This window comes from Streptomyces sp. NRRL WC-3605 (assembly GCF_001509795.1).
Classification (GTDB): domain Bacteria; phylum Actinomycetota; class Actinomycetes; order Streptomycetales; family Streptomycetaceae; genus Streptomyces; species Streptomyces viridochromogenes.
In genome coordinates this window covers 264,771-283,748 of sequence record NZ_LLZN01000002.1, presented here as the reverse complement: position 1 = coordinate 283,748, position 18,978 = coordinate 264,771, and the positions used below count along the sequence as shown (strand labels likewise).

The following is an 18,978-nucleotide window of genomic DNA, read 5'->3' as shown; positions in this document are numbered from 1 at the left end:
TCCCCGAACCACTCCCGATCGAGGAGGCCATGCGTACCCCCCGTAGCAGCACCGCAGCCGACGCCGGACCCTCGTCCCCGCCTCCGGTGCGCGGACGCCGCGCGCACGCCGGACCGCCGGCCGACGAAGGCCCCGAGGAGTCACCGGGCGCGAGCCCCGAGAGCGCGCCCTCGCGCGCCCTGCGTCCCCGCACGGTCCGCGCCAAGATCGTCTGCCTGCTCATGGTCCCGGTCGTCTCGCTGCTGGCGCTGTGGGCCTTCGCCTCGGTCACCACGGCGCAGGACGTCGCCCGGCTGCGCCAGCTCCAGCGCGTGGACGAGGGAATCAGGGACCCCGTCGCGGCCGCCGTGGCCGCGCTACAGGCCGAGCGCACGGCAGCGGTGCGGTACGCGACCGACCCGTCCACCGGCCGTGCCGCGGACTTCAGGAGGCTCGCGGAGGACAGCCGCGAGGCGGTGGTGAGGCTGCGGCTCGGGAAACGCAACACCGTCGCCGACGGCGAGGAGTTCCCCACCGGGGTGGCCCCGCGGCTCACGACCTTCGTGACGGGCGCCGAGCGGCTGAGCGTGGTGCGGGACGACGTCCTCGACCGCCGCTCCGGCTGGCAGGGGGCGTACGGGCAGTACACCGACACCATCGAGAACGCCTTCGCCGTGCTGGGCGCGCTGACCGGCGTGCAGGACGCCGAACTCGGCTCCGAGGCGCGTGTGCTGCTCGAACTCGCCCGCGCGGGAGAGGCGCTCGCCCAGGAGCAGGCGGTGCTGGACAGCGCCCGTCTCGCCGGACGCCTCGACGGAACGCGGCTGCGGCTGTTCACCGGCGCCGTCGGCGCCCGCCGTACCCTCACCGGCTCCGCCGTCGCCGATCTGCGCGGCAGCCGGCGTGCGGCCTGGCAGCGGCTCGCCGCCGGCGACGACTACGCGACCGTCACCGCCCTGGAGGACACGGTCACCGCCGCCCGGCCCGGATCACCGGCGCCGGCTGCCGACGCGGGTCCGGGCGCCGACTGGAGCGCGGCACACGCACGCGTGCAGGGCGCGATGCGCACCATCCAGCAGGACGCCGGACGCGCGGTCGCGGACCGCGCCGACCCGTTCACCCGGGGACTGCTCACCCCGGCAGGCGCCGCCGTGCTCTTCGGCCTGCTCGCCGTCGCCGCCTCGCTCGTCATCTCGGTACGCATCGGCCGCGGACTCGTCGTGGAACTGGTGACCCTGCGGGACACGGCTCTGGAGATCGCCCGGCACAAACTCCCCGAGGCCATGCGGAGGCTGCGCGCCGGCGAGGAGATCGACGTCCGCAGCGAGGCACCACCCGGGCCGCCCGCCGAGGACGAGGCCGGCCAGGTCGGTGAGGCTCTGAACACCGTGCACCGCGCGGCCCTGCATGCGGCCGTGGAGCGCGCCGAACTCGCCAGCGGTGTCTCGGGGATCTTCGTCAACCTCGCCCGCCGCAGCCAGGTCCTCGTGCACCGCCAGCTGACCCTGCTGGACAGCATGGAGCGGCGCAGCGACGATCCGAACGAACTGAGCGACCTCTTCCGGCTCGACCACCTCACCACCCGTATGAGGCGTCACGCGGAGAGCCTGATCATCCTCTCCGGTGCGGCTCCGGGGCGGGCGTGGCGGATGCCGGTCTCCCTCACCGACGTGGTGCGTGCGGCCGTCTCGGAGGTCGAGGACTACGCGCGCGTGGAGGTACGGCAGCTCCCGGGGGCGTCCGTCCTCGGGGCGGCCGTCGCCGACCTCACCCACCTCCTGGCCGAACTCGTCGAGAACGCCGCACAGTTCTCGCCCCCGCACACGCGTGTGCGCATCACCGGTGAACCCGTCGGCAACGGGTACGCCGTCGAGGTCGAGGACCGCGGCCTCGGGATGGGCAAGGAGGCCCTCGTCGAGGCCAACCGGCGCATCGAGCAGTCCGAGGCGCTCGACCTGTTCGACAGCGACCGCCTCGGCCTGTTCGTGGTCAGCCGGCTCGCCTCGCGGCACGGCATCAAGGTGCACCTGAGCACCTCTCCGTACGGCGGCACCACCGCCGTCGTGCTGCTGCCCACCGCCCTGCTGCACGACGGGCCGGCGGAACGTTCCACCGGGGACGCGGCCGACGACGAACGGCCCGCCGAACACGACTACGCGCGCGTGCCCGTTCCCGAACGGCGCCAGGAGTCCGTCCCCACGGCCGCCGAACGTCCCGCCCTGGTGGCGCCCGCGCCACCCGCGCCCGAGCCGACCCGCACCCCACCCCCCGGAGTCACGACGTTGCGACTTCACCGGCCCCCGGACGACCCCGGCACCACCGACGACCTGCCACGCCGGGTCCGGCAGGCGAGCCTCGCGCCCCAGCTGCGTGAGCACCACGCGGACGACCCCGCGCGGACCGCACCGACCGAGCGGCCCGACCACGGTCGTACCCCCGAGGTCGTCAGGGACCGCATGGCCGCCTACCGCGAAGGGTGGGCGCGCGGCGGCGGCAGGCCACCCGGCCGTGACACCGCATCCGATCCAGCAGAGCGCCACGACGGCACCGAAGGAGACTTCGCATGATCCCGGACCCGAGCATGAGGGGCGCCGGCCGGTCCGGCGAACTCGACTGGCTGCTGGACGACCTGGTGGCGCGCGTGAGCGAGGTACGGCACGCCGTCGTGCTCTCCAACGACGGGCTCGCGGTGGGTTCGTCCTCCGGTCTGCGCCGTTCCGACGCCGAACATCTCGCCGCCGTCGCCTCCGGATTCCACTCGCTCGCCAAGGGCACCGGCCGGCACTTCGGGGTCGGCGGAGTACGCCAGACCATGGTCGAGATGGACGACGCCTTCCTCTTCGTGGCGGCGGCGGGCGACGGCTCCTGCCTCGCCGTCCTCACCGCCGTCACTGCCGACATCGGCCTGGTGGCCTACGAGATGGCACGGATGGTCAAACGGGTCGGCGAGCACCTGCGCACCCCGACCCGCACCACCACCCGGCCGCCCGCCGGGGGATGAGACCGAAGGGCGGCCGGCGCACATGAACGCGCAAGACCCCGACGCCCGGCGCGAGCAGGGCAGTCAGTGGTACGACAACGAGGCCGGGCCCCTGGTGCGGCCGTACGCGATGACGGGCGGACGCACCAGACCCGGCCCCACCGGGGTGACGTTCGACCTGATCGCCCTCGTCACCCTGTCGGGCGCCGCGCCCGGCACCGACGACGACAGCACCCTCGGGCCGGAGCACCGTGCACTGATCGAACTGTGCCGCCCGGAGACCCAGTCGGTCGCGGAACTGGCGGCGGGCGCCGACCTGCCCGTCGGCGTGGTCCGGGTGCTCCTCGGTGACCTGCTGGAGCGCGGGCGGGTCACCGTCAGCCGCCCGGTGCCGCCCGCCCACCTGCCCGACGAACGCATCCTGCGCGAGGTCATCGAGGGCCTGCGCGCGCTGTGACCGCCGGACGCCGACGGGAGGGCGGGGCGTGAGATTTCCGAACCCAGGCGGTCCGTACGGCCCCCCACGCGCACGCGTACGGACATCGAACAGGTACGAGACGGTCGCATCGGGCAAAAAGCGGTCCAACCCCACGAAGAGAGAGGCCCGTTGTCATGATGCTGACTTCGCGCAGTGACGTCGACCTATGCCGGCACTCCAGAGAGAAGTGAGCGATGGTCTCCGAGCACTCCGACGCCTTCGACGGCGACAACTCCGCCTTGGCGTTGAAGATCCTTGTCGCCGGAGGGTTCGGCGTGGGCAAGACGACCCTGGTGGGCGCGGTCAGCGAGATCAAGCCGCTGCGCACCGAGGAACTGCTGAGCGAGGTCGGGCAGTCGGTGGACGACACCGACGGCGTGGACCACAAGGTCACGACGACGGTCGCCATGGACTTCGGGCGCATCACCATACGGTCCGGCCTGTCCCTGTACCTCTTCGGCACCCCTGGCCAGGACCGCTTCTGGTTCCTGTGGGACGAACTGTCCCAGGGCGCCCTGGGAGCCGTGGTCCTCGCGGACACCCGCCGGCTCGAGGACTGCTTCCCCGCCGTCGACTTCTTCGAGCACCGGCACATCCCGTTCGTCGTGGCCGTGAACTGCTTCCCCGGCGCCCGGGCGTACGGCGCCGAGGACGTCGCCCGCGCCCTGGACCTGGACCAGGGGACACCGGTGGTGATCTGCGACGCCCGGGACCGTGACTCGGGCAAGGAGGTGCTGATCCGCCTCGTCGAGTACGCCGGGCGGATGCACACCGCCCGGCTGCTCGACTCTGTCGGCTGAACCGCCCTCCCTTCCCGTCTGCGTGACGCCGGATCAGTCGGCGACGTCGCGCTCCGCCAGCACCTTGTCGATCGAGACGCGGACGAGGAGTTCGCCGGGCACGCCGTTGCGGGCCCCGAACTCCTCGGCGCGCTCCTCGCCCATGTAGCGCGCCCCGATCCGCCCGGCCCAGTGCCTCAGCTCGTCCAGATCCTCCGACACGCGCGCGCGTCCCTGGATCACCACGAACGCGTACGGCGGACGGTCGTCGTCCACGCACAGCGCGACCCGGCCGTCACGGACCACGTTGCGGCCCTTCACGCTGGACGCCGCGGTGTTGAACACCAGGTCGTCGCCGTCCAGCACGAACCAGATCGGCGTCACGTGCGGGCTGCCGTCGGCCCGCACCGTGGAGAGCTTTCCGGTGCGGGTGCCCTGCGAGACGAACGCCCGCCATTCGTCCTCGGTCATCTTCTTCGCCATGCCTCCCATCCTCCTTGCCCGAGGGCCGGATGGTCCGGAATGGTGTCGAAGAGTTCCTCCGGTGCCGGAGGGCTCATCTACACGGGGAGACCGGACCATGGCGCAGAACCAGAAGCTCGGCTGGCTGCTGGACGACCTGACACAACGCGTCGACCATGTGCGGCACGCGCTGGTGCTGTCGAACGACGGGCTGGTGACCGGGGCGAGCAAGGGGCTGAGGCAGGAGGACGCCGAGCACCTCGCCGCCGTCTCGTCCGGACTGCACAGCCTGGCCAAGGGCTCGGGACGGCACTTCGGCGCCGGGAGCGTCCGCCAGACGATGATCGAGTTCGACGACGCAGTCCTGTTCGTGACCGCCGCCGGTTCGGGCAGCTGCCTGTGTGTGCTCAGCGGCGCCGAGGGTGACATTGGGCAGATCGCCTACGAGATGACCCTGCTCGTCAACCGGGTGGGGGAACACCTCGACGTGGACGCGCGGCTGCCCGGCACAGCCCCGTTCACAGACCTCTGAGCTGCTGATTCGTCACCTCCCTCGGAGTTATCCACAGGCTCGCCACGAGGTGCGGCGGCCGGACTACATTTCTGTCACGGCACACGCATCGAGCGTGACCGATCGACTCCACGGGGGAGACACAGCATGTCTGGCGACACGATCACGACACCGCACGAGCGTCCCGTCACGCCGAGCCGCGCGGCACGGGACCTCGGGCTCCGGCGAAGCGATCTCGACCTCGCCGTGCACCTCGGTCTGATCCGGACCGTTCCCGACGAGGGAGGGGGCGGCGGCCGCCGCGTCACCCGGTCCGAGCTCGACCGGGTGCGCTCGGCGGAGGGATTCCCGGACTCCCTGCTGGCCCGCGTCGAGGTCGTGGGCACGGCCGAGGCCGCACGCCTCCTGGACGTCCCCGCCGGCCGGTTCACCCGCCTCGCCCGCCTGGGCCTGGTCGTCCCCACCAAGTGGTACCTCAACCGCTACCGCGCGGTCGTCTGGCTGTACCTCGCAGAAGAACTGAGCCGGTTCGCCGCCGACGAGGAGAGCGTCTCGCTTCTCAAGGCCCGCCGCATGCCGGAGGGGCCGCGGGCCCTGCTGGACGCGGGAGTGGACCTGCGGCCGCGCAACTGGCGGGGGCGGCACCGCGGATTCCTGCTGCGCCAGGCCGGCGGGCCGTGGGAGAAGGCCGGAGCGTTCGCCGCGTTCCTCGACCCGGCCGAGATCGCGGAGGCCGTCCCCGACCCCTACGAGCGGTCCCATCTGAACCGCTTCCGGCCGGGACCTCCGCTGACCAGCGCCCCGGGATCGCCCGCCGCGCACATCGCCGAGCAACTCATGACCGCGGACGACGCGGACGAGGTCGCCCTGCTGCGGACCGAACTGACCGCGCTCGTACGGGAGGCGCGGGAAGAACGGCCCGCACCCCGCCCCGCGCCCCGACGGGCCCCCGTCGCGCCGCGACCCCTGGCACCCCCGCCGAGGGGACCGAAGGCACCGCGCGGGCTGCTGGGACGGCTCCGCCGGCGTCCCGCCGTGGCTACAGCGCCCTGAACAGGCCTTCCTGGACGACCGACACCAGCAGATGACCCTCCCGGTCGTAGATCCGGCCCCGGGCGAGTCCCCGCCCGCCGGTCGCGATCGGCGACTCCTGGTCGTAGAGGAACCACTCGTCCGCGCGGAAGGGCCGGTGGAACCACATGGCGTGGTCCAGCGACGCCATGTCGAAGCCCCGCTGTCCCCACAGGGGCTCGACCGGGATACGCACGGCGTCCAGAAGCGTCATGTCGCTCGCGTACGTCAGCGCGCACGTGTGCACGAGCGGGTCGTCGCCCAGCGGCCCGACCGCGCGCATCCACACCGCGCTGCGCGGATCGGCGCCCTTGACCTCGGCCTCGGTCCAGCGCAGCCGGTCGACATAGCGGATGTCGAAGGGCTGGCGCCGGGCCATTCGCTCCAACTGCTCCGGCAGGGCGCCGAGATGCTCACGGATCTCTTCGGCGACCGTCGGCAGCGACTCGGGCGCCGGGACCTCACGGGCCGGCGGCAACTGATGCTCGAAGCCTCCCTCTTCGGGCTCGTGGAAGGAGGCGGTGAGATTGAAGATCGTGCGGCCCTGCTGCACGGCGGTGACCCGGCGGGTCGTGAACGACCTGCCGTCCCGGACCCGTTCGACCTGGTACACGATCGGCACCCCGGGCCGCCCCGGGCGCAGGAAGTACGCGTGCAGCGAGTGCACGGGGCGGTCGCCCTCGGTGGTGCGTCCGGCGGCGACCAGGGCCTGGCCGGCCACCTGGCCGCCGAAGACCCGCTGCAAGGCCTCCTGCGGGCTGCGGCCGCGGAAGATGTTGACCTCGATCTGCTCCAGGTCGAGCAGGTCGACGAGCCTCTCGGCAGGGTTGTCCGTCATGGGTTGGTCTCTCCAGAGGTCACAGCTGGCCGACGTCGGTGACACGGACGACCGCGCGGCCCTCCGCGTCGGATGCCGTGAGGTCGACCTCCGCGCTGATACCCCAGTCGTGATCGTCGTTGGGGTCGTCGAAGATCTGACGCACCCGCCACAGCCGGTTCGCCGGCTCCTCCTCGATCACCAGGAGCTTCGGACCACGAGCGTCCGGACCGGTGCCGAGATCGTCGTACTCGTCCCAGTACTTGTCCATCGCCTCGCCCCACGCGTCGGCGTCCCAGCCCGATTCCGCGTCCATCTCGCCCAGTTCCTCCACCTGGTCGAGCGCCGCGAGCTCCACGCGCCGGAACATGGCGTTGCGGACAAGGACCCGAAAGGCACGCGCGTTGGTGGTGACCGGCTTCACCTCGTCGGCCTTCTCCTGGGCCTCCTCGGCGGTCATCACCTCGGGGTTGGCGAGCTGCTCCCACTCGTCGAGCAGGCTGGAGTCGACCTGCCGCACCATCTCACCCAGCCACTCGATCAGGTCCTGCAGGTCCTCGGACTTCAGATCGTCGGGGATGTTGTGGTCGAGGGCCTTGAAGGCGCTGGCGAGGTAGCGCAGCACGATGCCCTCGGTGCGGGCCAGCTCGTAGAAGGACACCAACTCGGTGAAGGACATGGCCCGTTCGTACATGTCCCGTACGACGGACTTCGGCGACAGCGGGTGGTCGCCGACCCACGGGTGGCTCTTGCGGTACGTGTTGTACGCGTGGAAGAGCAGCTCCTCCAGGGGCTTGGGGTACGAGACGTCCTGGAGGCGCTCCATGCGCTCCTCGTACTCCACGCCGTCCGCCTTCATCGCGGCGACGGCCTCGCCCTTCGCCTTGTTCAGCTGGGCGACGAGGATCTGCCGCGGGTCGTCCAGGGTGGACTCCACGACCGACACCATGTCCAGGGCGTAGGACGGCGAATCGGGGTCCAGCAGCTCGAAAGCGGCCAGTGCGAACGTCGACAGCGGCTGGTTGAGCGCGAAGTCCTGCTGCAGGTCGACCGTGAGCCGGACGATGCGGCCGGTGGCGTCCGGCTCGTCGAGCTTCTCGACGATGCCGCCGTCCAGCAGCGACCGGTAGATCGCGATCGCGCGCCGGATGTGCCGCAGCTGCTGCTTGCGGGGCTCGTGGTTGTCCTCCAGCAGGTGCCGCATCGCCTCGAAGGCGTTGCCGGGACGGGCGATCACCGACAGCAGCATGGTGTGCGTGACCCGGAAACGCGACGTCAGCGGCTCCGGTTCCGAGGCGATCAGCTTCTCGAAGGTGTTCTCCGTCCAGCCGACGAACCCCTCCGGAGCCTTCTTGCGGACGACCTTTCGGCGCTTCTTCGGATCGTCACCGGCCTTGGCGAGCGCCTTCTCGTTCTCGATGACGTGCTCGGGCGCCTGCGCCACGACGAAGCCCGCCGTGTCGAAGCCGGCCCGCCCGGCGCGGCCCGCGATCTGGTGGAACTCCCGGGCGCGCAGCGTGCGGACCCGGCTGCCGTCGTACTTGGTCAGGGCCGTGAACAGCACCGTACGGATCGGCACGTTGACGCCGACGCCGAGCGTGTCGGTGCCGCAGATGACCTTCAGCAGCCCGGCCTGCGCCAGCTTCTCCACCAGACGCCGGTACTTCGGCAGCATGCCGGCGTGATGGACGCCGATGCCGTGCCGGACGTACCGGGACAGGTTCCGCCCGAACTTGGTGGTGAACCGGAAGTTGCCGATCAGCTCGGCGATCTGGTCCTTCTCCTCGCGCGTGCACATGTTGATGCTCATCAGCGCCTGCGCCCGCTCCACGGCCTGCGCCTGCGTGAAGTGCACGATGTACACCGGCGCCTGCTTGGTCTCCAGCAGCTCAGTCAGCGTCTCGGTGAGCGGCGTGAGGCGGTACTCGTACGAGAGCGGTACCGGCCGGGTCGCCGAGCGGACCACGGCGGTCGGCCGGCCCGTGCGCCGGGTCAGGTCCTCCTCGAACATCGAGACGTCGCCGAGGGTCGCCGACATCAGGATGAACTGCGCCTGCGGCAGTTCCAGGATGGGGATCTGCCAGGCCCAGCCCCGGTCGCCCTCGGCGTAGAAATGGAACTCGTCCATCACGACCTGACCGACGTCGGCGTGCTTGCCGTCGCGCAGCGCGATCGACGCGAGCACCTCCGCGGTGCAGCAGATGACGGGGGCGTCGGCGTTGACGGACGCGTCGCCGGTCAGCATCCCCACGTTCTCCGTGCCGAAGAGCTTGCACAGCTCGAAGAACTTCTCCGAGACCAGCGCCTTGATCGGCGCGGTGTAGAAGGTGACCTCGTCACGGGCCAGCGCCGCGAAGTGCGCGCCCGCCGCGATCATGCTCTTGCCCGACCCGGTGGGCGTCGAGACGATCACGTTCGCGCCGGAGACCGCCTCGATCAGCGCCTCCTCCTGATGGGGGTAGAGCGTGAGACCACGCTCCCCGGCCCACGACTCGAAGGCCTCGTAGAGGGCGTCGGGGTCGGCGGTCTGCGGCAGCTGATCGATGAGGGTCACCCACCCATCTTGCCTGCCCGGTGCCCGCACAGGGGAATCGGCTACGGAGAGGAAGATCGCGAACGCTACGCTGTGTCGCCGACCGCAGGTCAGCGGACCCGGTCAACTGGACAGCGGTACAAGAGGAATGGGGCGGGCGACGGCGATGATGGGACCAGCACACTCACTGTCGGGGGCCGCCGCCTGGCTCGGTGTCGGAGCGGCCGCCGCCGCGACGGGATACGGGATGCCGTGGCCGGTGCTCCTCACCGGTGCCCTCATCTGCGCCGGAGCAGCCCTGGCACCGGACCTCGACCACAAGGCGGCCACCATCTCGCGCGCCTTCGGACCGCTGTCGCGCTGGATCTGCGAGATCGTCGACAAGCTGTCGTACGCCGTCTACAAGGGCACGAGGAAGCCGGGCGACCCCCGGCGCTCGGGCGGCCACCGCACGCTGACCCACACCTGGCTGTGGGCGGCCCTCATCGGCGGCGGCACCTCGGCCCTGGCGCTGGCGGGGGACCGCTGGGCGGTGCTGGCGATCCTCTTCGTCCACCTGGTGCTGGCGATCGAGGGTCTGCTCTGGCGCGCGACGCGAGGGGCGAGCGCCGATGTGCTGGTGTGGCTGCTCGCCGCCACCAGCTCGTGGATCCTCGCGGGTGTCCTGGACCAGCCGGGGCACGGCTCGAACTGGCTGTTCACGGCGCCGGGCCAGGAGTACCTGTGGCTGGGCCTGCCCGTCGTGCTGGGTGCCCTGGTGCACGACATCGGGGACGCGCTCACGGTGTCCGGGTGCCCGATCCTGTGGCCCATCCCGGTCGGCCGCAAGCGCTGGTACCCGCTGGGCCCGCCGAAGTTCATGCGCTTCCGGGCCGGCAGCTGGGTGGAGCTCAGGGTGCTGATGCCGGCGTTCATGATCCTGGGCGGCGTGGGCGGCGCGGCGGCACTGAACGTGATCTGACAGGGCCACGGCCCCGCTCACCCGGCCGTGGACCCCGTCGTCGGGGTGCCGGTTCAGCCGCCCTGACCGGCTCCGCCGCTGCCATAGCGCCGCTCGAAGGCGGCGACGCGGCCCTCGGTGTCCACCGTGCGGGCCTTGCCCGTGTAGAAGGGGTGGCTCTCCGAGGAGATCTCGACGTCCACGACCGGGTAGGTCTCGCCGTCGTCCCACTCGATGGTCTGCTCGCTGGTCGCGGTGGACCGGGTGAGGAAGGCGTAGCCGGCGGCGCGGTCACGGAACACGACCGGGTGGTAGTCGGGCTGCTTGTCCTGCTGCATGCGTACTCCTCGTGTGACGGCTTCGGGCGGGAGGGCAAGACGGAGGGGCTGGGGTGCCGGGTTTCCCGTGAGGGCACCGGGGGACGGGAACCGCGCGTGAGTGGCCTGTACGGACCGGGCTCGGGCGGGGCGTCAGCCGGACAGGGCGTCCTCGTCGACGATGTGCATGGCGGCCTCCTCCGCGGACGCGGCCGCTCCGTCGATGCCGACGTCGGTGGCGACGAGCGCGCTCTCCTCGTCCTCGTGGGCACCCTCGTCCGGCGCCACGAGGCGTCCGGAGCGCGCGCCCCCGACCTCTTCGTCGAGCAGTTCCCCGTCGGTGTCCTCGGCGTCCCCCATGCCGTCGCCGTCCGGCGCGGCGAGGTCGGGCAGCTCCTCGGCGAGCCTCTGGTCGAGGGTCTCGCCCCGATGGCGCTCGGCGGCGGTGACGCCGTCGTGCTCCACCGCCCAGGGACGTTCCGGAGGGGACCAGCCGCGGTCCAGGGGATCGTCGACGCCGTCCTCCTCCAGCGTGTCCTCGGCGTCGAGGAGCCCCGTGTCCTCACGCTGCTCGTCGCTGTCGGGCTGGTAGACGTCGTCACCCCATCCGTCGGCGCTGTTCACGGGTACCTCCAGGTGGTGGGGAAGGGCCCGAGGTCACCGCTGTCGACGGCATGGCGCCGCGACGCGGGGCACAGGCCGCACCCGGCGCGAACCGCGAGGTTCCCGGGTGCTCCCCGAACCGGTGCCGATATCCAGCCTTCCACCCCTTTTCACCCCCGCGCAACGGCACGGCCCCGGGCCGTCGTGTTCCGGGCACGGGCCGTGGGTGGCGACCCCGGCGCCGGGCCCGTCGAGCCGACCCCGTTGAGGCCGATCCACCCGGGCCGGAACCGGACCCCGCAACGCCGGGTCACCCGAGGCGCTGGAAACCCGGCCACCGGGGGCACCGCAGCCACCGCAGCCGCAGCCACCGGGGCCACCGGGACTACCGGGGCCATCAGGACCGCCCCGTCCACCGGCACCCCCTCACTGATGCCACGACCGCCACAGCGCCGCATAAGCACCGTCCGCCTCCACCAGTTCCGCATGGCTGCCGAGCTCGCTGATGCGGCCGTCCTCCACGACGGCGATGAGGTCCGCGTCGTGGGCCGTGTGCAGGCGGTGGGCGATGGCGACGACCGTGCGGCCGTCGAGGACCCGGGCCAGCGAGCGCTCCAGGTGGCGGGCGGCCCGGGGATCGAGGAGCGAGGTCGCCTCGTCCAGGACCAGGGTGTGCGGGTCGGCCAGCACCAGACGGGCCAGCGCGATCTGCTGGGCCTGGGCCGGTGTGAGTGCGAACCCGCCGGAGCCGACCTCGGTGCCGAGGCCGTCGTCCAGCGCACGGGCCCAACTGTCCGCGTCGACCGCGCGGAGCGCCTCCCACAACTCGCTGTCGGTCGCGCCGGTGCGGGCCAGCAGCAGGTTGTCGCGCAGAGAGCCCACGAAGACGTGGTGTTCCTGGTTGACGAGGGCCACATGGGCGCGGACGCGTTCGGCGGGCATCCGGGACAGTTCCGCGCCGCCGAGGGTGACGCGGCCGTCCCGGGGCGCGTAGATGCCGGCGAGCAGCCTGCCCAGGGTGGACTTGCCGGCGCCCGAGGGGCCGACCAGGGCGAGCCGGGTGCCGGGCGCGACCTGCAGGGAGACCTTGCGCAGCACGTCGACGCCGTCCAGGTAGCCGAAGTGGACCCGGTCCGCGTGCACGTCCCGCCCGTCCGGCGCCAGCCGGGCATCGCCGGCGTCCGGTTCGATGTCGCGGACGCCGACCAGACGGGCCAGGGACACCTGCGCCACCTGGAGCTCGTCGTACCAGCGCAGGATGAGCCCGACCGGGTCCACCAGCATCTGGGCGATCAGCGCGCCGGTGGTCAGCTGGCCGACCCCGATCCAGCCCTGGAGGACGAACACCCCGCCGATGAGCAGCACGGAGGAGAGGACGGTCACATGGGTGACGTTGATGACCGGGAACAGCACCGACCGCAGCCACAGCGTGTAGCGCTCCCACGCGGTCCACTGCTTGATGCGCAGGTCGGACTGTTCGATCCGGCGCTCGCCGAGCCGATGGGCCTCCACCGTGCGCCCGGCGTCCACGGTCTCGGTCAGCGCGGCGGCCACGGCGGCGTACCCGGCGGCCTCCGAGCGGTATGCGGCCGGCGCCCGCCGGAAGTACCAGCGGCAGCCGGCCACCAGCAGCGGCACCGCGACGAGCACGGCCGCGGCGAGCGGCGGCGCCGTCACGACGAGCCCGCCCAGCAGCAGGACCGCCCACACCACGCCGATCGCGAGCTGCGGCACCGCCTCGCGCATCGCGTTGCCGAGGCGGTCGATGTCGGTGGTGATCCGGGAGAGCAGGTCGCCCGTACCGGCCCGTTCGAGCACGCCGGGCGGCAGCCCGACCGACCGCACGAGGAAGTCCTCGCGCAGATCGGCCAGCATCCGCTCGCCGAGCATGGCGCCGCGCAGCCGCACCTGCCGGACGAACACGGCCTGGACGGCGAGCGCGGCCACGAACAGCCCGACGGTGAGCTCCAGATGGAGGTCGCGCTCGGCGACGCCGTCGGAGACCCGTTCCACCAGTCCGCCCAGCAGCCAGGGCCCCGTCATGGAGGCGACCACCGCGACCGTGTTCACGAGGACGAGAAGCAGGAACGCACGGCGGTGCCGGCGGAACAATTCGGCCACGTACGCGCGGACGGTCGCCGGGGCGCCGACCGGCAGCGTGTTCGCGGTCGTCGGGGCCGCCGGGTCGTAGGCCGGGGGCGCAACGCCGATCATGCCGACTCCTCGATCTCTTCCAGTTCCTTCAACACGTCCTCCAGGCCGGACCCGGCATCCGCTCCGGCCGGGAGACCGGGCCCGCCCGGTGTCGGCGACTGCCGGGCCCCGTCCTCGCTCCCGTCACGGTCCGCGTCCGGTTCCCGGGTCACCACGGCCCGGTACCGGGGCTCGGCGTGCAGCAGTTCGCGGTGGACGCCGACGGCGACGACCTCACCTTCGTGGACGAGGACGACTCGGTCGGCGCGGTCCAGGAGAAGGGGGGAGGAGGTGAACACCACGGTGGTGCGCCCCGCGCGCAACTCCCGTACGCCCTGCGCGATCCTTGCCTCCGTGTGGGAGTCCACGGCCGAGGTCGGCTCGTCGAGGACCAGGACCTCCGGGTCCGTGACCAGTGACCGGGCGAGCGCGAGCCGCTGGCGCTGGCCGCCGGACAGGGACCGCCCGCGTTCGGTGATCCGGGAGTCCATCGGGTCGGCGGCGCCGACGGACCCCTGGACCAGCGCGGCCAGGACGTCCTGGCACTGGGCGGCGACGAGGGCCGGTTCGGGGTCGACGTCCCCCGACCTGGGCACGTCGAAGAGGTCGCGCAACGTGCCGGAGAGCAGCACCGGGTCCTTGTCCTGCACGAGGACGGCGGTGCGGGCGGTGTCGAGCGGCACCTCGTCCAGCGGCACGCCCCCCAGCAGGACCGACTCGCCCTTCTCCGAGGGGTGTCCGCCGAGCCGTTCGGCCAGCCGTCCGGCCGCGTCCGGGTCTCCGCACACGACGGCCGTGAGTCGGCCGGCCGGGGCGAGCAGCCCGGTCGCCGGGTCGTACAGGTCGCCGGACGGCGGCTCCGTCCCGGTACGTGCGCCGCCGGTGTCGGTGGCCCGCTCCAGCGACAGCACCTTCGCGGCCCGCCGGGCCGACGGCCGCGAGAAGGAGTACGCCATCGCGATCTCCTCGAAGTGCCGCAGCGGATAGGTGAGGATCATGACCGAGCTGTAGACGGCGACGAGTTCGCCGACGTCGACGCGACCCGCACCGGCGAGGCGGACGCCGTACCAGACCACGGTGATCAGCAGCAGGCCCGGCAGGAGGACCTGGATGGCGGAGATCAGGGACCACATGCGGGCGCTGCGCACCGCCGCGTGGCGCACCTCCTGGGAGGCCGCGCGGTAGCGGTCGAGGAAGAGTTCCTCGCCGCCGATGCCCCGCAGGACGCGCAGTCCGGCGACGGTGTCGGAGGCCAGTTCCGTGGCGCGGCCCGCCTTCTCGCGCTGGACGTCGGCCCGCCGGGTCGCGCGGGGGAGCAGCGGCAGGACGGCGAGGGCCAGCACGGGCAGGCCCACCGCGACGACCACGCCGAGCGCGGGCTGGTAGACGACGAGGCCGACGCAGACGACGACGATGGTGACCGCGGCCGCCGTGAAGCGCGACAGGGCCTCGACGAACCAGCCGATCTTCTCGACGTCGCCCGTCGAGACGGCCACGACCTCGCCGGCCGCGACCCGCCGGGTGAGCGCCGAACCCAGATGGGCGGCCTTGCGGGCCAGCACCTGCTGGACGCGGGCGGCCGCGGTGATCCAGTTGGTGACCGCGGCACGGTGCAGGAAGGTGTCGCCGAGCGCGCTGCCCGCGCAGCACAGGGCCAGCAGCCCGCCCGCCAGGGCGAGCCGGCTTCCGGACCGGTCGACGACGGCCTGAACGGCGACGCCCACACAGAACGGCAGCGCGGACACCGACAGGAAGTGGAGCAGTCCCCAGGCGAGCGCCTTGAACTGGCCGTCCAGCTGGTTCCTGAAGAGCCACCACAGGAAGCGGGGACCGGAGCGGGCGTCGGGCGCACCCGGGTCGGGGTACGGAAGGTCTTGAATCTGCATGACGTCCCAGTGGCTCGTGACAGGGAGAGGGAGAGGAGGGTGCCGGTACGGGGAGAGCGACCCCGCACGGCGGCAGCAAACCGTGACAGGTTGACGTCGGGGAGTGGCAGCGCGCAAACGGTTTTCCGCTGCGCCGCACGGATCCGGTCCGGGTCGCGTCCCGGCCCGGGCAGGGCCGCGGTGCGACCATGGAGCGATGCGCTTCAGCGGTACTCGACGGGCGGCGGCCGCGACGGCTGCCGCCGCCTTCCTCCTGATGGTCCTCACCGCGTGCGACGGCGCGCGGCCCAGCGCGGGCGCGGGCGCGGAACCCGGCAGAGCGACCCGTACCCCCTCGGCCGGCGCGGCGGAGGCGACGCGCGTGCCGGGCGTCGGTGACCGCTGGCACACCCGCATCCCCGCGAGGTCCGAGCAGGTCGTGGCGGTCTACGGAGACGGCAAGGACTCACCCGACGCCACGGTCGTGTTCTACGAGAAGCGGGGCTCCACCTGGGAACGGGCGCGCAGTTGGCCCGCGCACAACGGCAAGAGGGGCTGGACCACCGACCACCATGAGGGCGACAACCGCAGCCCGGTCGGTGTCTTCACGCTGAGCGACGCGGGCGGCGTACGGGCGGACCCCGGCGCCAAGTTGCCGTACACGCGTTCGCCGGGGTTCGCGGCACCGCGCTGGTGGGCCGAGTCGTACTGGCACGACTTCGACTACGTCATCGCCATCGACTACAACCGGATCAAGGGCACGTCCCCCAACGACCCCACCCGTCCCGAGGGCCGGCAAAAGGGTGGGAGCATCTGGCTGCACATGGACCACGGCAGTGGTACGTCGGCCTGTGTCAGTCTGTCCGAATCGGGGATGCGGTATCTGCTCCGGACGCTCGACCCGGCTCGGCATCCCGTGGTGGTGATGGGGGACAAGGCGGACCTGCGTCGCTCGTACTGACTCGGGCGGGCCCGGAACGACGGGTCCACCCCAGCGCCGCACTCAGCACCCGTGGCCGCCGGTCCCTCCGTCCACCAGGGTGTCGAGGAGGACGCCCAGGACGGACCGCTGTTCCTCCGTCAGCGGCGCGAGGATCTCCTCCGCCGCCGACCGGCGCGCCCGGTGCAGCTCGCGCAGGGCGCCGCGCCCGTCGTCGGTCAGTTCGATCCGGATGACCCGCCGGTTGGTCGGATCGGGGACCCGGCGTACCTTCCCGTGCGCCTCCAGCCCGTCGACCAGGGTCGTCACGGCGCGCGGCACGACCTCCAGCCGTTCGGCGAGGTCGGCCATCCGCGGGGGCGCGTCGTAGTGCGCGAGGGTTCGCAGCAGACGGGACTGCGCCGGAGTGATCCCGACGCCGCACTCCATCAGGTGCCGCTTCTGGATCCGGTGCACCCGGCGGGTGAGGCGCAGCAACTGCTCGGCGAGCGGGCCGTCGGCATCGGGCATGGTCATGCGGGAACAATATCAGGACGCCGTTCATTGTGAACATAGGTAACAATGAGCTAAGCTCCGTCAGTCCCAGCCTGCCCTCGGTCTCAGCCTGCCCCCAGTCTCAGCGTGGCCGCGGTGTCAGCCTGACCGAAGCCCACCCGCTGTCTCCGACCACCCAAGGTCTCCGCCCGCCCACCTCCGTAGGAGCCCATGCATCCCGACCGCGAACCCGCCTGGACGCCTCCCGCCGCCGCAGCCGAGCAGCCGCGGCAGGTCCGCCGCATCCTGCGGCTCTTCCGCCCGTACCGAGGCCGCCTCGGGGTCGTCGGCGTACTCGTCGGCGCCTCGTCGCTGGTCGGCGTCGCCACACCGTTCCTGCTCAAGGAGATCCTCGACGTAGCGATCCCGCAGGGCCGCACCGGGCTGCTCAGCCTGCTCGCGCTCGGCATGATCCTCAGCGCCGTCCTCACCAGCGTCTTCGGCGTGCTGCAGACCCTGATCTCCACCACGGTCGGCCAGCGCGTCATGCACGACCTGCGCACCGCCGTCTACGGCCGCCTCCAGCGCATGTCGCTCGCCTTCTTCACGCGCACTCGCACCGGCGAGGTCCAGTCCCGCATCGCCAACGACATCGGCGGTATGCAGGCGACCGTCACCTCCACCGCGACCTCCCTGGTCTCCAACCTGACCAGCGTGGTCGCCACGATCGTCGCGATGATCGCGCTCGACTGGCGGCTCACCGTGGTCTCGCTGCTCCTGCTGCCCGTCTTCGTCTGGATCAGCCGCCGCGTCGGCAACGAACGCAAGAAGATCACCACGCAGCGCCAGAAGCAGATGGCCGCGATGGCGGCCACCGTCACCGAGTCGCTCTCCGTCAGCGGCATCCTGCTCGGGCGCACCATGGGCCGGTCCGACTCGCTGACCAAGGCGTTCTCCGACGAGTCCGAGCAACTGGTCGACCTCGAGGTGCGCTCCAGCATGGCCGGCCGCTGGCGCATGGCGGTCATCACCATCGTCATGGCGGCCATGCCCGCCTTCATCTACTGGACCGCAGGACTGGCGCTCCAGGTCGGCGGCCCGCAGGTCTCCATCGGCACGATCGTCGCGTTCGTCTCGCTCCAGCAGGGCCTGTTCCGGCCCGCCGTGAGCCTGCTGTCCACCGGTGTGCAGATCCAGACCTCGCTCGCGCTCTTCCAGCGCATCTTCGAGTACCTGGACCTCCCCATCGACATCACCGAGCGCGAGGAGCCCGTCCACCTGGACCGCGTCAAGGGCGAAGTCCGCTTCGAGGACGTCGAGTTCCGCTACGACGGCAAGGGCGCCCCTATCCTCGACGGCATCGACGTCACCGTCCCGGCCGGCAGCAGCCTCGCGGTCGTCGGCCCCACCGGCGCCGGCAAGTCGACCCTGGGCCACCTCGTGCCACGCCTGTACGACGTGACGGGCGGCCGCGTCACCCTCGACGGGGTCGACGTGCGCGACCTGGACTTCGACACCCTCGCCCGGGCCGTGGGCGTCGTCTCGCAGGAGACGTACCTCTTCCACGCCTCCGTCGCCGACAACCTGCGCTTCGCCAAACCCGACGCCACCGACGAGGAACTGCACGCGGCGGCCGAGGCGGCCCAGATCCACGACCACATCGCCGCACTGCCCGACGGCTACGACACGGTCGTCGGCGAACGCGGCCACCGCTTCTCCGGCGGCGAGAAACAGCGCCTCGCCATCGCCCGCACCATCCTGCGGGACCCGCCCGTGCTGATCCTCGACGAGGCGACCAGCGCGCTGGACACCCGTACCGAGCACGCCGTCCAGCAGGCCATCGACGCTCTGTCGGCCAACCGCACCACGATCACCATCGCCCACCGGCTGTCGACCATTCGGGGCGCCGACCAGATCGTGGTCCTCGACGCGGGGCACGTCGCCGAACGCGGCACGCACGGGGAGCTGTTGGCGCGCGACGGCCGCTATGCGGCGCTGGTCCGCAGGGACGCACAACTGGAGCCGACGGGGTGACG

At 72.0% G+C, this 18,978-nt stretch carries 17 protein-coding genes; 9 read left to right on the top strand and 8 right to left on the bottom strand.

Translation table 11 applies throughout. The annotated features are described in order from the left end of the window. The first annotated feature begins 29 nt into the window (after positions 1-29). The 4 genes from ADL34_RS03360 to ADL34_RS03345 all read left to right on the top strand — a co-directional run bounded on the left by ADL34_RS03360 (position 30) and on the right by ADL34_RS03345 (position 4,237). Positions 30-2,546, top strand: a complete 2,517-nt coding sequence (locus ADL34_RS03360; RefSeq protein WP_062668012.1) for a sensor histidine kinase — start codon at positions 30-32, stop codon at positions 2,544-2,546. After that, on the top strand, positions 2,543-2,980 hold the full coding sequence (locus tag ADL34_RS03355; RefSeq protein ID WP_062668011.1) for a roadblock/LC7 domain-containing protein: 438 nt from the start codon (positions 2,543-2,545) through the stop codon (positions 2,978-2,980). The genes ADL34_RS03360 and ADL34_RS03355 overlap by 4 nt, the downstream gene beginning before the upstream one ends. A gap of 22 nt (positions 2,981-3,002) precedes the next feature. Next, positions 3,003-3,416, top strand: a complete 414-nt coding sequence (locus tag ADL34_RS03350; protein ID WP_062668010.1) for a DUF742 domain-containing protein — start codon at positions 3,003-3,005, stop codon at positions 3,414-3,416. Positions 3,417-3,631: 215 nt separating this feature from the next. After that, positions 3,632-4,237 (top strand): GTP-binding protein, encoded by a 606-nt coding sequence (locus tag ADL34_RS03345; RefSeq protein ID WP_062668009.1) that lies wholly within the window; start codon positions 3,632-3,634, stop codon positions 4,235-4,237. A 33-nt stretch (positions 4,238-4,270) separates the two neighbouring features. Here the strand turns inward: ADL34_RS03345 and ADL34_RS03340 are convergent, their stop codons facing one another. Further along, entirely contained in the window at positions 4,271-4,699 is a 429-nt protein-coding gene (locus ADL34_RS03340; protein ID WP_062668008.1) for a PPOX class F420-dependent oxidoreductase, read from the bottom strand. Between the two features lie 97 nt (positions 4,700-4,796). Between ADL34_RS03340 and ADL34_RS03335 the strand changes: the two genes are divergently transcribed. Together ADL34_RS03335 and ADL34_RS03330 are read left to right on the top strand one after the other, a co-directional pair. Then, positions 4,797-5,210, top strand: a complete 414-nt coding sequence (locus ADL34_RS03335; RefSeq protein WP_062668006.1) for a roadblock/LC7 domain-containing protein — start codon at positions 4,797-4,799, stop codon at positions 5,208-5,210. 126 nt (positions 5,211-5,336) lie between these two features. Continuing rightward, positions 5,337-6,242 (top strand): DUF6397 family protein, encoded by a 906-nt coding sequence (locus tag ADL34_RS03330; protein ID WP_062668004.1) that lies wholly within the window; start codon positions 5,337-5,339, stop codon positions 6,240-6,242. On the opposite strand, the gene ADL34_RS03325 is transcribed toward ADL34_RS03330, so the two are convergent. Both ADL34_RS03325 and ADL34_RS03320 read right to left on the bottom strand, forming a co-directional pair. Next, on the bottom strand, positions 6,229-7,098 hold the full coding sequence (locus ADL34_RS03325; RefSeq protein WP_062668002.1) for an acyl-CoA thioesterase: 870 nt from the start codon (positions 7,096-7,098) through the stop codon (positions 6,229-6,231). The two genes, ADL34_RS03330 and ADL34_RS03325, sit on opposite strands and share 14 nt — an antisense overlap. Before the next feature lie 19 nt (positions 7,099-7,117). After that, the gene (locus ADL34_RS03320) at positions 7,118-9,631 is read right to left on the bottom strand and encodes a DEAD/DEAH box helicase (protein ID WP_062668000.1); all 2,514 of its coding nucleotides are present in this window, start codon (positions 9,629-9,631) and stop codon (positions 7,118-7,120) included. 145 nt (positions 9,632-9,776) lie between these two features. Between ADL34_RS03320 and ADL34_RS03315 the strand changes: the two genes are divergently transcribed. Beyond that, positions 9,777-10,571 (top strand): metal-dependent hydrolase, encoded by a 795-nt coding sequence (locus ADL34_RS03315; protein WP_062667998.1) that lies wholly within the window; start codon positions 9,777-9,779, stop codon positions 10,569-10,571. A 53-nt stretch (positions 10,572-10,624) separates the two neighbouring features. On the opposite strand, the gene ADL34_RS03310 is transcribed toward ADL34_RS03315, so the two are convergent. From ADL34_RS03310 to ADL34_RS03295, 4 genes are all read right to left on the bottom strand, one after another. Then, positions 10,625-10,888 (bottom strand): type B 50S ribosomal protein L31, encoded by a 264-nt coding sequence (locus tag ADL34_RS03310; RefSeq protein ID WP_062667996.1) that lies wholly within the window; start codon positions 10,886-10,888, stop codon positions 10,625-10,627. Between the two features lie 132 nt (positions 10,889-11,020). After that, positions 11,021-11,491: a DUF5709 domain-containing protein gene (locus ADL34_RS03305; protein ID WP_062667994.1), complete on the bottom strand. Its 471-nt coding sequence runs from the start codon at positions 11,489-11,491 to the stop codon at positions 11,021-11,023. 405 nt (positions 11,492-11,896) lie between these two features. After that, complete coding sequence (locus tag ADL34_RS03300) at positions 11,897-13,684, bottom strand: ABC transporter ATP-binding protein (protein ID WP_062667992.1); 1,788 nt, start codon at positions 13,682-13,684, stop codon at positions 11,897-11,899. After that, positions 13,681-15,549, bottom strand: coding sequence for an ABC transporter transmembrane domain-containing protein (locus ADL34_RS03295; protein ID WP_062667991.1), 1,869 nt, complete (start codon positions 15,547-15,549; stop codon positions 13,681-13,683). The genes ADL34_RS03300 and ADL34_RS03295 overlap by 4 nt, the downstream gene beginning before the upstream one ends. A 196-nt stretch (positions 15,550-15,745) precedes the next feature. Here ADL34_RS03295 and ADL34_RS03290 point away from each other — a divergent pair, with 196 nt between their 5' ends. Continuing rightward, positions 15,746-16,489, top strand: a complete 744-nt coding sequence (locus tag ADL34_RS03290) for a L,D-transpeptidase family protein (protein WP_062667988.1) — start codon at positions 15,746-15,748, stop codon at positions 16,487-16,489. 42 nt (positions 16,490-16,531) lie between these two features. On the opposite strand, the gene ADL34_RS03285 is transcribed toward ADL34_RS03290, so the two are convergent. Beyond that, positions 16,532-16,984: a MarR family winged helix-turn-helix transcriptional regulator gene (locus ADL34_RS03285; protein WP_062667986.1), complete on the bottom strand. Its 453-nt coding sequence runs from the start codon at positions 16,982-16,984 to the stop codon at positions 16,532-16,534. Between the two features lie 189 nt (positions 16,985-17,173). Between ADL34_RS03285 and ADL34_RS03280 the strand changes: the two genes are divergently transcribed. After that, entirely contained in the window at positions 17,174-18,976 is a 1,803-nt protein-coding gene (locus ADL34_RS03280) for an ABC transporter ATP-binding protein (protein ID WP_062667984.1), read from the top strand. Positions 18,977-18,978: the final 2 nt, after the last annotated feature.